At 35.3% G+C, this 14,505-nt stretch carries 12 protein-coding genes; all 12 read right to left on the reverse strand.

The features are described 5' to 3' along the window. Positions 1 to 7 precede the first annotated feature (7 nt). On the reverse strand, positions 8 to 184 hold the full coding sequence (locus tag AMET_RS26330) for a hypothetical protein (RefSeq protein ID WP_198135360.1): 177 nt from the start codon (positions 182 to 184) through the stop codon (positions 8 to 10). Next, on the reverse strand, positions 184 to 2,106 hold the full coding sequence (cooS, locus tag AMET_RS18505) for an anaerobic carbon-monoxide dehydrogenase catalytic subunit (RefSeq protein WP_012064843.1): 1,923 nt from the start codon (positions 2,104 to 2,106) through the stop codon (positions 184 to 186). Before cooS ends, AMET_RS26330 begins: the two co-directional genes overlap by 1 nt. Positions 2,107 to 2,156: 50 nt before the next feature. Beyond that, the gene (locus AMET_RS18510; protein ID WP_242661325.1) at positions 2,157 to 2,606 is read right to left on the reverse strand and encodes a 4Fe-4S dicluster domain-containing protein; all 450 of its coding nucleotides are present in this window, start codon (positions 2,604 to 2,606) and stop codon (positions 2,157 to 2,159) included. A gap of 232 nt (positions 2,607 to 2,838) precedes the next feature. Further along, positions 2,839 to 4,737 (reverse strand): sigma 54-interacting transcriptional regulator, encoded by a 1,899-nt coding sequence (locus tag AMET_RS18515; protein ID WP_012064845.1) that lies wholly within the window; start codon positions 4,735 to 4,737, stop codon positions 2,839 to 2,841. A gap of 143 nt (positions 4,738 to 4,880) precedes the next feature. After that, complete coding sequence (gene pepF / locus AMET_RS18520) at positions 4,881 to 6,659, reverse strand: oligoendopeptidase F (RefSeq protein WP_012064846.1); 1,779 nt, start codon at positions 6,657 to 6,659, stop codon at positions 4,881 to 4,883. Positions 6,660 to 6,761: 102 nt separating this feature from the next. Further along, positions 6,762 to 6,977 (reverse strand): DUF1653 domain-containing protein, encoded by a 216-nt coding sequence (locus AMET_RS18525; protein WP_041721059.1) that lies wholly within the window; start codon positions 6,975 to 6,977, stop codon positions 6,762 to 6,764. An 87-nt stretch (positions 6,978 to 7,064) separates the two neighbouring features. Beyond that, positions 7,065 to 9,038, reverse strand: coding sequence for an ATP-dependent DNA helicase (locus AMET_RS18530; RefSeq protein ID WP_012064848.1), 1,974 nt, complete (start codon positions 9,036 to 9,038; stop codon positions 7,065 to 7,067). Positions 9,039 to 9,327: 289 nt separating this feature from the next. Next, complete coding sequence (locus tag AMET_RS18535; protein WP_012064849.1) at positions 9,328 to 10,548, reverse strand: MFS transporter; 1,221 nt, start codon at positions 10,546 to 10,548, stop codon at positions 9,328 to 9,330. 1 nt (position 10,549) lies between these two features. After that, positions 10,550 to 11,338, reverse strand: a complete 789-nt coding sequence (locus AMET_RS18540; protein WP_012064850.1) for an ABC transporter ATP-binding protein — start codon at positions 11,336 to 11,338, stop codon at positions 10,550 to 10,552. Further along, entirely contained in the window at positions 11,339 to 12,346 is a 1,008-nt protein-coding gene (locus tag AMET_RS18545; RefSeq protein ID WP_012064851.1) for a FecCD family ABC transporter permease, read from the reverse strand. A gap of 1 nt (position 12,347) precedes the next feature. Beyond that, positions 12,348 to 13,334, reverse strand: a complete 987-nt coding sequence (locus AMET_RS18550) for a FecCD family ABC transporter permease (protein ID WP_012064852.1) — start codon at positions 13,332 to 13,334, stop codon at positions 12,348 to 12,350. Beyond that, positions 13,321 to 14,280 (reverse strand): ABC transporter substrate-binding protein, encoded by a 960-nt coding sequence (locus AMET_RS18555; protein ID WP_012064853.1) that lies wholly within the window; start codon positions 14,278 to 14,280, stop codon positions 13,321 to 13,323. The genes AMET_RS18550 and AMET_RS18555 overlap by 14 nt, the downstream gene beginning before the upstream one ends. Positions 14,281 to 14,505 lie beyond the last annotated feature (225 nt).

Raw genomic sequence — 14,505 nt, forward strand, 5'->3', positions numbered from 1 at the left:
TTCCTCCTTATTTACACCTTGATATTTTTCGTTTACACTTACTGCATAGTTTCATTAATTTTAAATCAGCTTCAGATATTCCCTCTATCTTCTTTCGAATATAGGTTAATTTTATTACTTGAATTGGTTCTTTGCATTCTAGACATTGATTGATTTCATCATATTTTTTAGATTCAAAAGTCATTACTTCTCCTCCTCTAAGGTAGAAGTAACGTTCAATGCAGCCCTTTTTTCCTCTATTACATGGATTATCTTTGAAGCTGCTTCCAATGGGTCCTTCTCTACAATAAAGTATCCATCCACTATGTCTTTTAATCCCGAAGTCAATACCTCTGCCACAAGGGGGCTACCTCCAACAGGAGGCATTAGTCCGATATGCACAGGCATTCCCAATCCAGCGGCCCATGTTCCTATGGCAATTGCTTTTTCACTCATTACCTCTGGAGCCGATGCCACCACTGGTAATTGGTACAAATCTATATTGAGTTCATTAGCTAAGTTAACAGCTAAATCCACGGCTCTGCTGTTGTCAACACATGAGCCCATGTGGAAAATTGGTGGCAATGGAGCATCCAAACCAGCTTCTTTCCCAAGCATGGTTAGTACAGCTTTCAGACTTTCTCCTGCATATTTATTGGTTGCCTCGGAGTTCATTAATGAGTTTTTGGCGAAGGCTCCAGCTCCGCAGCCGGTGGCCAAGATTAAAATATTGTTTTCTAGTAATTTCTTTGCCATATGAACAAAGTTATAGTCCTGGGTTATTTTTACATTATTACATCCAGCAAATAGTACAACGCCTCTTATGTTTCCATTGACGATATTATCTATCAATGGCCGCAAGGGTTTTTCACTGTCAATTTTACTTAGAAGGTTAGTAATGGATTCCGTACTGAATCCAGCAATGATCTGACTTTTCTCTTCAGGGATTAGTATCTTATTTGGATCACGTCTTTTATATGCCTCTATTGACTGTTTGACTATCTTTCTTGCATTTTCCACAGCATTTTCATCATGGAGTTCAAAATGATCTGCGCCGGGGATCTTTGCCTCGGGCATAGTTGTGAAAAGCTTTGTATGGTAACAAGACGCAATTTTTGCAAGAGATGGCATGATACACTGTACGTCTACCACCATGGCTTCTAAAGCACCGGTTAAAATCGTAAGCTCTTGGGAAAGGTAGTTCGATGCCATGGGAATACCTCTTCTTAATAGAACCTCATTTCCAGTACAGCACACACCGACAATATTAATCCCTGCCGTAGCTCCAGCCGCCCTAGCTTCCTGTTGCATTTCGTCGACCACATCTACTATGATTTCGCTTAGTAAAGGGTTGTGGCCATGTACGGCAATGTTTACAGCATCTTTTTTAATTACGCCTAAATTAGCTTCACTTATGACCGGCTCCGGCGTGCCGAAGAGAACATCTGAAAGGTTTGTCGAGATCTGCATACCCGTGTAATCACCTATGGCACATCTCATACCTGCTAGCAATAGATTTATCGGATCAGCGTCTGTCCCCAAATGAGTTCTAGACATAATGTCCGCAACTGATGATTCTATATTATTTAAGGCCACACCCAAACCTTCAAGTTTTTCTAGCCTAGGTGGGGTAATGCTATTACTTAACCAAGTACAGGGCTCTTCTTCTATACGAGAATAATCTTTTAAACTTTCATAGGCTACCTGTTCTGCTATTTGGTATATATCTTTTCCTTCAATACTGATATTCATTTTTTTAGCGATGGCCCTTAATTTTTCACTATCTTTAATGGCGTAACTCTTAGATGTTTTTTTACCCACTTGCATAAGGGTCTTTGCTATTTCTTTACCATGGGAAGAGTGGGCTGCAGTCCCTGCTGCAATCATTCTTACTAGGTTCCTAGCAACTATTGTATCTGCATTAGCACCACAGATTCCTTCCTGTGGACCATTTCCAAATGGGTCAATACGACAGGGTCCTTTCATACAGATCCTACAGCATATTCCTTTTTCTCCAAAGCCACATAAAGGAAGCATCTTTTCGTAGCGGTGCCATACAAGATCTATATTTTCATCCTCAGCTTTGTTAATTAAACATTGATTTGAAAGATTATGACAATTTCCCATATTTTTCATCCTCTCTTTTGCTTGTTTTCTAGGGTTTGTCCCATTTATTTTTATAAAAGACTTATTGCTTTGGTAGGACATGCTGTATAGCACAAGGGGTCTTCATCCTTTGATTGTCTATCCATACACATATCACATTTATTAGCAATCTTTTTTATTTTTTGATCTTTCGTATAAAAAGCCATGGTAATCACTCCATAGGGACAACCTTGTTCACAGATTCCACAACCTGTGCATTTGTCATCATTTATTACGACTACTTTTTTTTCCTGGGTTATGGCTTTAGTGGGACAGAGTTGTAAACAAAAAGCTTCTTGGCAATGTCTACAATGGGCGGGGATTTTCATATCTTGACTTTGAGTGACTATAATATTAGGTACGACAGTTCTGTTTATCCTTGCTTCATCAACAGCATATATAGATGCTTTTCTCGATGTACAGGCTAATTCACATCCTTTGCATCCCAAGCAATAAGCCGAATCCGCCGTAATAAACTTCATTTCTTTTTCATTGATAAGAATCACTCCTTTTTTATAAGACTTTTTAATATTAATTTTCTTTTAATATTGATTTGCCTTTATATAGAAGCAAGTTTTGTGCCAAAAATAAAAACCCCTGTAATAGAGCTTATTAGAGGGGTTTTAGATGTGAAATAAAAAACAACTGTCAAAAGTATTTTACAGTTGTAAAATATTTTTGACAGTTATACAATTGGTTTTACACTAAAAAAACTTAGCTACTGATTCCGAAGCGCTTTATTTTATTGTATAAGGTTTGTCGGGTAATACCTAGTCCTTTTGCTGTTTGGGTTTTATTGAAATCATATTTTTCTAAGGCATCTATGATATTTTGTTTTTCAGATTGATTCATTTGTCCTTCTAAAGCTTGAATAGGTTGAATTTTTGTAGTAATTTCTATTTCCCTTGCAATATCGCTTCTTTCAATCATTTTTTGTTCACTATTAATGGCAAGTCTCTTTACTAGGTTTTCAAGCTCTCGTATGTTTCCTGGCCAATTGTAGTGAATTAGTTCTTTCATCCCTTCTTCACCAATCTCCTTTAGTTCAATCCCCACTTCTCTGCAGAAATCTAATAATATTTTATTGGTTAAGCTAGGGATTTCCTCCAGTCGTTCTCTTAATGGAGGAAGATTAATATTGATTACATTTAACCTATAATATAAATCTTTCCGGAATTGTCCCTTGCTTATCATTGTCTCTAATTCTTGATTGGTGGCAGCGATGATTCGAACATCCACTTTTTTGGTCGTAATGCCACCGATACGCTCAAATTCTTTCTCTTGCAAAAATCGTAAAAGCTTCGACTGGGTTTCCACTGGAATTTCACCAATCTCATCCAAGAATACGGTTCCTCCATGGGCCATTTCAAGTTTTCCAGCTTTACCATTTTTATTGGCACCAGTATAGGCTCCAGCTTCATAACCAAACAGTTCTGCTTCAAAGAAATTTTCAGGGATCGTTGTGCAATCTATGCTAACAAAAGGATTGTTCTTACGATGGCTTTCATTATGAATAGCCTTGGCAAACAAAGTTTTTCCTGTCCCACTTTCTCCCCTTAACAAGGTAGTTGCATCGGTTTTAGATACCTTTTTCATATATCGGATAACTTCTCTCATACAGTCTGAATCCACAGATAAGTCAGCGATGTTTTCAATATCATTATTTTTTTCCTTGACTTTATTTTTATAGTACTTCATTTCTCTTTCTAAAAAAGTCATTTTGTCCAACATTAGCTTAACAAATTCTGATTTAGTCGGAATGAGCTGTCTAAGGATTCCATTTCCTTCAGCTACGGGACTTTCAAAAATGATATATTCATCGTCTTCAATATCTTCTTGCCAGATTGCCGCATTTCCCGTTATCAATACTTCTTTATATTTCGTAGTCCAACCTAAAGATTTTATATTTTGATTTTCCACCTTTTTCGAGTCAATGTTTAAGAAGTCATTGTATTGTTTATTAATTTTAATAATGATTCCATTAGGGTCAATCAGTGCTAGACAATTAGGCATACTATCAAGGATTGTTTTGTTGAAGTTATTGATTTCTACTGCTTTTTTTAGTGCCTTGTGTAGGCGCTGATTCATATTTGAAAAGTTCTTAGTCTTATGTTCCACTTTGTTATAATCTTTGGTTAGTTTTAAGGAGTGTAGTGCCAAATTCACCATATTGTCTTCTTTTTCAGCAGTCGAATGATTAGTTTGAGGCTTAATGGATTTAGGTGTTAGCTCAAACTCGCAATATCCATCTCCTAAAGCGTTACATTTAGTTTCTATGGCATCCATGTTTTGACCACATATGTTACTAATAGCCCCCGCTAGAATTCCCCCTTCAAAATAGCATATGGCTTCACCTTTGTATTCCATCTCCCCACATGTAAAACATTCATATAATTGAACAATAATTTTCTCATCAGATATTAAAGTAATTCTAACCTGACCAATACCCAATTCAGCCATTTTTTCTGTTAACATGTCATAATCCTTAATACTAAGTCTGCTTCCGAAGTTTTTAGCAGTACTATAATATATATCCTTTCCTACATTTTTCACTTCATTCCCAGTGTTGAAAGTAGTAGTTAAAGACCCTAGGTTTCTTTCTAAATTATTCATGCTAACCCTCCTTTAGATGTCGTAAAATTGATTCATTAGATTTTTATTACTTATATTATATTATATTATATCATGTATTGAGATAAGAAAAATCCCCCAAACTCTTTAGTCTGAGGGAATGTGAAATACACTTCTATTTTCATTTAAAGCAAAGCCTCTAGTTCTTCAACAGCTGATGTAAATAATGCAAGGGCATTATTTACAGGTGCCTCTGTCTCCATATCGGCACCAGCCTTTCTCAAAATATCAATTGGATAATCTTTGGATCCACTAGACAGAAATTCCGTATAACATTTTACTGCAGGTTCACCCTCTTTTAGTATCGCATTTGAAAGTGCAATGGCTGCAGAAAAACCAGTAGCATATTGATAGACATAAAAATTGTAATACATATGTGGTATTCTTGCCCACTCATATTTGATGGCATCATCAATCACCACATCTGGTCCAAAATACTTTTTATTTAGATTCAGGTAATGATCACATAAGAATTCTGCCGTTAGGGCACCTCCCTTTTCAACATGATCATGGATATCTCTTTCAAATTCAGCAAACATCGTTTGTCTAAAAATAGTGCCTCTAAACTGCTCTAAATAATGATTAAGAATATACTTCTTCTTGTCTTCGTCGTGAATATTTTTAAGCAAGTAATCATTAAGGAGTGCTTCATTGGTGGTAGAAGCCACTTCCGCCAAAAATATTGAGTAATTACCATACACGTAGGGCTGATTTTCCCTTGTCAAGTAGCTATGCATCGAGTGCCCAAGTTCATGGGTTAAGGTAAACATGCTATCTATATTATCTTTGTGGTTTAAAAGTATGTAGGGCTTAGAATCATAAGTTCCCCATGAATAAGCGCCTGAACGTTTGCCCTCAGTTTCATACACATCAATCCAGCGCTGTTCAAATGCCTCTCGGATAGTCTTTTGATAATTCTCACCTAAAAGGCCTAAGGATTCCGTCACCATGGTTTTTGCTTCTTCATAAGGTATATCAAAATCTACATTAGTTACAATGGGTCTATAGATATCGTAAAGATGTAACTCATCCAAACCCAAGACCTTTTTTCTTAACTTCATATACTTATAAAATGTCTCTAAGTTAGCATTGACTGCTTCAATCAATTGATCTGGAACACTTGTGGGAATGTTGTTTTGAAACAATGCCGCTTCACGTGCAGAGGGATGCTTGCGCACTTTACTAAAGAAAATATTTTTATTGACTTCACTTTGCAGCAAGGTAGCAATGGTATTGATATGCCCTTCATAAACTTTATAGTACTTTCCAAAGGCATCTTGGCGTAATGTTCTATCTGCAGACATCATCAGTTGTATATAAGAACCATTGGTCAATTTATGTGGGTCACCCTTAGCATCTACTGCATCTTCAAATGTCATATCCGCATTGAGTAACATCCCATAGGTATTGCTGGGCACATCGCCTAGTTCGCCTACCTGGGCCAGAACAGATTCCATCTCCTCTGAAAGGGTGTGCTTTTTACTTCTAAACAAGTCTTCAAAAAATTGCTCATACATTTTTAATGGTGGATATAAGCTCATTTCTTTTATTGTTTCATACGCTGCACTCAATATTTCTGGAGTAAAAAATGACCCCATTTCACTAATTTCTGTAGCAAGCTTCTCTGCACGTGCTGTCATGCTCTGATAAGTGGCATTCTTTGTATTTTCATCCTTCCTTAATCTAGCATAAGTGAGCACGTTAGTGATCATTCTTGAAACTTTTTCATGTTCTTTAATAGCCTCATAGAGCCTTTCTGGACTTTCTAAAATCCGCCCTTTAAATCCTTTAAAGGCCTCTGCATTTTCTCTTACGGCTTTAAATGCCTCTTCCCATTCATCATCACTTGTAAATAAATCACTAAGATCCCAACGGTATTGTTCTTGAATTTCTGATTTATTCATATTGACCTCCTCTTTTATCTATTCATTGTTATATTATCCTTACATACCACGATTAATCATCCCAGCCAAAATACTTGACTAAAAAATACAATACGTCCTACTCTAATCTATCTTTTCAAATCTTTTAAATGTTTTACCCTCTCTTGTAAGCTCTTCTTGCCACATATCAACGGGTCTTACCCAAATCCCTTTTTCTCCATATAAAGCACGATAAACAACTACATCTTCTAGGGTTTCACTGTGTTTTGCCAGTGCAATTACTTCATATTCATTGCCCTTGAAGTGGCGGTACCTTCCCAACCCAATTGAATTACTCATTTCTTTACACATCCTTTACTCATATCACATCTTTTATTCATTCATTATTTTTCATTTACCTATCCAAATTAAAGTAACCTTCCCCTGTCACTCTCTATTACTCAGTCGATCTTCTACTGCTCTAATTTTGGCTCCAGGGGGTAGTGCTCCCATGACAACTTCCTCCCACGGTTCTCCTATTATGGACTCCATGATCACGATTGCCCCACGGTCATCCTTTGTCCTAATTAACCTACCACATCCTTGTTTTAATTTAAGCCCCATTTCAGGATAATCTACCGTCACTTTTGGATCCAATCCCTCTTTCTTCGCCTCTTCACGTTGTACTTCAATTAAAGGATCCAGAGATGGAAAAGGAAGTTGCCAAACGACTACAAGGGATAATGCCTCCCCAGGTATATCAATTCCCTCCCAAAAGCTAGTACCAATCAGTACAGATGACACTTCTTCTCTAAATTTCCGAACAAGATATCCTCGCTCTCCTTTATCCTCCCATAAAACTTCAAAGGGTAGCTGATAGTCTTTGAATCCTTTTCTTATTTTCCGAACTTCATCTAGGGAGCTGGTAAGTACTAGGGCTCCTCCCCCATTTAACTTTAATAAAGAGACTAATCCTTCAATACCAAGAGAAAACCCAATATCTTCATGACTATTTGAAGAGGGTTGAGGCAAATGAACAACAACTTGTTCTTCAATGTCAAAGGGACTTTCAACAGTAGAGCAGGATGTTTTTTTCAATCCAAGGGTACGTGTAAAGTAACTAAAATCACCTTCATTGCTTAAGGTTGCAGAGGTAAATACCACTGGTAATCCCTTCTGAAACAAATGTATATCCAGCATTTTACTTAACTCTCTTGGAACTACCCAAAAGCTACCATCCATTTGATCTACCCAAGTGATAACATCCCTACTTTTATTCCTACAAAATCTGTCTAATGCCATCATTGACCTTTCTATTTGTGTTTCATATGTATGTAGCAAACTGGCAGGTAGGGATTCTGTGTACAGCTCTTGTTCGACTTGTATCTCAAAGAGCAGACGATCTAAATCCTTATAAAAAGTATCCGCTGCTTTAAATAATTTATCATCTACCCGAAGTGCTAAGCGATCCGAGGGCTCATCTGCAATCACACAGCGATTGAGTTTTATAAAGAAATCAGACGAAGTTTGTTCTAAGTCAACGGCAATTGAAATGAGGGAATCCCTAGCTCCTTGGATTTCTTCTAGAGAAAGGATAATGTTATCAATATCCTCCTTAATAATTTGTTTTCCTGCCCTCATGGCTGCTGGAAGCATCACTTTATGCCCCTCATCAAAAATAACTGCAGAATAACTAGGAAGGATAGGTGATTTGCCACCATCAATTTGTTCGTCCCGTGTCCATAGGTCATCAAAAAAGACTTCATGATCAGCAATAATTAAATCCCTGGCAGGTCGATAATGTTCCCTTGCCTTAACAAGTTTACAAAATCCACGGCTAGAACACATATCGCAGGACATAGACTCATCCCATCCAATCTGCTTCCACACACGATCCGGTACAAGTGGCATTTCTGAACGTTCACCACGATTGGTTTTCGCTAGCCATTGGTTAATCTCATTAGACATTGCATTTGATTTCTCTGTAAAGAGTCCTCTGGATTCATCAACCCTGGCATCGCAGATATACTGACGTGGGTCCTTTGCCATTCGCGCATCTATTTCTAGTCCAAGTATATCTGACAGAGTCTGAATATCTCCCTTAGGTCCTGCCAGTTGTTCTTGAAGTGCTGTTGAGGCACATGCAATCACCACAGGTTTTCCGCTGAAGCGAGCATAGGCGATTGCAGTAAGTAAGTAGGCGAATGTTTTGCCTGTACCAAGTCCAGCTTCAGCTAAGTGAACTTTTTTATTGCAAACTGCATCCGCAAGTTGAAAGGCAGTGAATATTTGTTCCTCACGGACTTCATATCCGTGTTCAGGTAAAATATCGTAAAAAACCTCGCCAATCCATTCCGCCAATTTAACTGGAAATTCTTCTTTTTTATCGTAATGAAAGAGTGCTTTTAATCTTTCGGACATGCTTAGTTCCCCCCTGCTTGACTATGCAAATTTTATCTAACACCGTAGTGCATCATTTATTAGAATAACCATCCCATTGCCTTTATATTTTTAAAATTTCATTGCTTAAAATGGATAGATTTAACCCTCTACTCCTTTTTAAGCTTTTTAAGTATATCCTCTTTGTTCACTTTTGTCGAATCAGCTTTCCTTTTTTCGTGTTGGTTGCTAAAATCTCTCATCAGCATAAATCACCCATGTAAAAAGGACTAGATCTCTCTAGTCCTTTGCTTTTCAATCTATTTCCTCGCTAAATTCTTCTAACATTCCATTTTATAAATACAACTACTCCTATACTTAAAATAGTAGATAATATCATAATATTGTACAGGTTTACATTCATCTCTATTAATTGACCATATATCAATTGACCAGGCGCAACACTTGCTGTAGCAACAGCAGTAGAAAAAGCACTTACCTTTCCAAGCATCTCTTCTCTTACCTCTTTTTGAATATAGGTTAAAGAAATCGTGTTAGATAAAGCCAGGGATAACATGATCCCTAGACCTCCAATTGAATAAAGTCCTAAAGCCAATAATTTATTCTCCATGGTTAAATAAGTAGCAATTCCCATAGTTATAATTGCAATTACCATAGGATACATCGTTTTATGAATTTGTTTCATTTTGAACAATTTAGGTCTAAACGTTATTAACAAACTGCCTATCATCATTCCTAAAACAAAAATACCTTCTACAAAACCAAATACAGTTGAAGACATATTCAGTTTTAGTTTAATAAAATAAGGAGATATAATACTTAAAATTGGTACTACAAAAATATTAGTTAGTCCATAAGAGACGATAATTCCTAATACCACCTTCTTTTTTTCTTTTAAATATATAAAACTTCTTTTCATTTCCCTTAGGGATCTTAGAATAGGGTTTTTAAATTTTTCTTTTATTTGTATATCTGGAATATCTAGAAATATCTCTAAAATAGCTGCTATTAAAAAACTAACAGCATTTAATATTACGATTATTTTTATATCTAAAAAACTATATAATATTCCTGCAATGATAGGTCCAATTAAGTTTACTATGGCCCCAACTTGTTGAATAATTCCATTAGCTGAAGCTAATTTTTCTTTACTAACAATTTGTGGGATACAGGCTGTAACAGAAGGACTATAAAGAGTATAAACAATAGATAGCATAAACATAACGCTCCCTACTATCATTGTATTATCTCTTCCGCTTATTAGTATTATTGAATATAGAATCATTAATCCAGCACTAAAAAAATCTAGATAGAGCATTATTTTTTTTCTATTAACTGTATCTGCTAACAGCCCTGCAATCGGTGCAAATAATATATATGGGATAGTTGAAATTGCTAATATTCTAGAAAAAACAGCGGCACTTCCTGTTATATCTAAAATATATAAAGACATACAAAATCTTTGAATTGCATTGCCAAATAATGATATTATCTGACCCACAACGACTATAATAAAGTTTTTATTTTTCATTTTACCCCCTTAGAAGTTCATAATCTACGCAAATGGGGTAATTTTTATTATCACTTAATTGTAATTTAACATCAATTCCATAGATCTCTTTTAGGTTTTCTTTAGTTATTGTTTCCATAGGAACGCCGTTACAAATAATTTCACCCTTTTTAAGTCCAATAATATTACTTGCAAACCTACATGCATTATTTAATTCATGGAGCACCATTACAATCGTAATGTTTTTATCTTTATTTAGTTTTTCCAATACTTGTAATACTTCAAGTTGATAAGACATATCTAAATAAGTTGTTGGCTCATCTAACATAATTATGTCTGTTTCTTGTGCCAAAGTCATTGCAATCCAAGCTCTCTGTCTTTGTCCCCCGGATAGATTTTCGATTTCTCTATGGGAAAAATCCTTAAGGCCTGTTTCCTCTATTGCCCAATCAATCATTTCTTTATCATGAACATTAAGACCACCTATCATTTTTTGATGAGGAAACCTTCCATAAGCGACTAATTCTTTGACAGTCATTCCACTTGGACAAACTGGCCCTTGGGGTAAAAAGGCGATTTGAGTTGCTATCTGTTTTTCTTTTTGAGTTTTAATGTTTTTTCCATTTATAAAAATCTCTCCGGTTTTCGGCTTTATGATCCTTGCAATACTTTTTAGCAAAGTTGATTTTCCACATCCATTTGCACCTATAATAATACTTATCTTTCCCTTTGGAATTGAAAGATTCATATCATCTATTATTAGATTTTCTTCATATGCTACTGATAATTTTTTTACACTTATAGCTTCCATTTATTTCTCCTTCATCATTAAATAAATAAAATAGGGTACTCCAAAAATCGAAATGACAATTCCTACTGGTATTTCAATTGGAGAAAATAAGTTTCTTGAAACTGCATCTGCAAATAAAATGATTACGACACTTATCATTGCAGAGATTACTAGAAATTTTTTATGATAGGGTCCAACTAACTTTCTTGCTATGTTAGGCGATAATAACCCAATAAATGCCACATTGCCTGCAAAGGCGGTAGCACCACCAGCTAAAATAACTGCATAGGTTAAGAACTTTTTTCTTTCTTTATTTACGTTTAGTCCAAGGGCAATCGCATGTTCATCAGACAGATTAAGAACATCTAGTTTTTTATAGTTTAATACGACTAAGATAAACATGAAAGCAACTAATGGAATTATTATTCTTGCATAGTTCCATCCTGCTCCCCAAAGACTTCCAGAGGTCCAAATCAGTACTCTGTTGTAGTCACCAACCCCTCCTCTAAAAGTAAAGAAGGTAATAAAAGCATTTAGTCCTGCATTCATCCCAAGTCCTATTAGTAGTAATCTCTTTGGCTTAATACCATTTCTACTTGATAGGAAGTAAATGATAAAAGCTGAAATACCTGCACCTACAATGGCCATAGAGGGTAATACATAAACCGATAGGGGACCAAGCACGCTATGGTAGTTTGTAGTTCTTAAAGAAATAAATATAACTGCTGCCACTGCGGCACCTGCATTTATACCAATTATACCTGAATCTGCCAATTCATTTTTTGTTATCGTCTGAAGTAGAGCTCCTGCTGTAGATAAAGCGATTCCAACGAAAATTCCCACTAACATTCGAGGAAGCCTAAGATGTAAAACCGATGCATTTTGAAATTTTGTTCCTCTACCTAATAACGTTTTTATAGTATCCAAGGGAGCTATTTTGTAAGTTCCCCAACTTAAATAAATAATAATAGATACTAGGAATAAAATAAGCAGTACTAAACCCATCATTCTAAATCTACTTCTTTTCATATCAGCCTCGCTCCTTTCTTACCACAGCGATAAAGAAAGGAACTCCTATTAAGGCTGTAAATATTCCAATTGGAGTTTCATAGGGGTTATAAAACATTCTTGCAGCTATATCGGAATAGACTAACAGCACCGCTCCTAATAGAAAGGAAAAAGGTATATTTATTGTATAATCTTCTCCAAATATTTTTCTTACTATTTGGGGAACGATTAGTCCAACAAACCCTATATTTTTGCCAACAGCTACTGCTGCTGCGCACATGGGGATCATAAGAAGAAAGGTTAATAACCGTATTCTTTCAGGATTTTCTCCCAGACTAATTGCCACATCATCCCCTAAACTTAGTAAGTTGATTTTTTTTGATAATAAAGTAGCTAATATTAAGCCTATTATTCCAACCGATGCTACTAAAATAAAATCTGACCAAGTTGCATTTCTAAAGCCTCCAGAAATCCAAAATGCAATAAAATGTGATTGATTTGATAAAAGTCCTATTATAGTTGTCAAAGAAATGAAAAAAGTACTCATGGCAGTACCTGCTAAAAGTATCTTTGTAATAGAACTTTTTTTAGTATTTTTTGATAAAAATCCGATGACTATTATTCCACTAAGAGCTGCTCCAATTAATGAAGCCATCATAACATTTGTTGTATTTATGGTAATACCAACAGCATAGAATATCGCTACAACTAAAGTAGCTCCTTGACTTACACCTAGAAGCGAAGGTTCTGCTATTGGATTTCTTGTTACTCCTTGAATCATAGCACCGGTTATCCCTAAAATACCTCCTGTAAATAATACACTGAGGACTCTAGGAATACGTACATCTCTAATTAACATTAATTCCAGGGTTTCGCTATAATTAAAAATACTATTCCATATTTCTGATATTCCTATATGAGTTACTCCTAGACTGATGGCAAGGAATAACCCGATTATTAAAATAAAAATACTAAAAACTAAAAAAGTTATTTTATTAATTTGTTTCATTTAACATCTCTACTATTTCACCTAAAAATACTTCTTTACCTATTGAGCTATATCCTTGTATAAAGTATGGCGAAGCATCTAATTCAATAACCTTACCTTCTTTTACCGGAGTTAGACTATTCCAAATCGCATTTTCTTTAAGTACCTTTAAGTCTTCATCTGTTGCAATAACAAAGATATAGTCTGATTTTATTGAAGCCAGTCCTTCATAAGTTACTACAGGCAAACTAATATCACTTTGTTCTGGCATACCTTCTGGTTTACTTAATCCCATATCCTGATATAGAGTGCTACCAACTCCTGCTCCATCAAATACGTAGAATTGACCACCACTGGCTAAGAATGATAAATAGCTTGTTTCTGCACCATAAGTTTCTTTAATCTGATCTCCAATCTCTATGGCTTTTATATTATAGTTCTCTAACCAATCATTTGCAGCTTCTTCTTTATTAAATACTTTCCCTAAAGCCTTAACATCCTTCTTCCAATCTAAAGCTTCCAATTGAATCATTACTGTTGGAGCAATATTATTTAATTGATCATACATTTTTTCTTGTACTGTTGAAATGATAATTAAGTCTGGAGTTAAATTCATGATTGCTTCAACATCCATAGTATCCTGCATACTATAGCCTAATATAGTAGCACCTTGTAAAGTATCTTCTAAATATGAAGGGAACTTTTTATAGTCATAGGCATCACTGTTGGCAGTTCCGATTACCTTATATCCTAATATTGATAAAATATCACTATTACCACTAAGGTCCACTATTTTTTCTGGATTTTCAGGAATTTCTACATCGCCTCTCACATCGGTTATTGTAATCATTTTAATATCTTCATTTACTTCTACTTCTGTTACAGTGGAATTGCTTGAACAACCAACAAGAACTAGCATGGCTATACAAGCAAATAAAACTGTTTTTAATATTGAATTTCTTGTCATTTAATATCTTCCTCTCAAAATTAAAATGTTTTTATATTTACAACAAGACTCATTGTATATGATAATCGTTATCAATTCAATACTCGCACCCAATTTAGTTATTTTTACATCTAAACGAAGTGTTTTAGTTGAATAATTACGTATTATTAGGTATAGTATTATTTGAGTAAAATTATATATGGATTGTGGATGGGAGTAATGGAATTTAATAATGATTAGAAAAAA

The organism is Alkaliphilus metalliredigens QYMF (assembly GCF_000016985.1).
In the GTDB taxonomy this organism is placed as follows: Bacteria; Bacillota; Clostridia; order Peptostreptococcales; family Natronincolaceae; genus Alkaliphilus_A; species Alkaliphilus_A metalliredigens.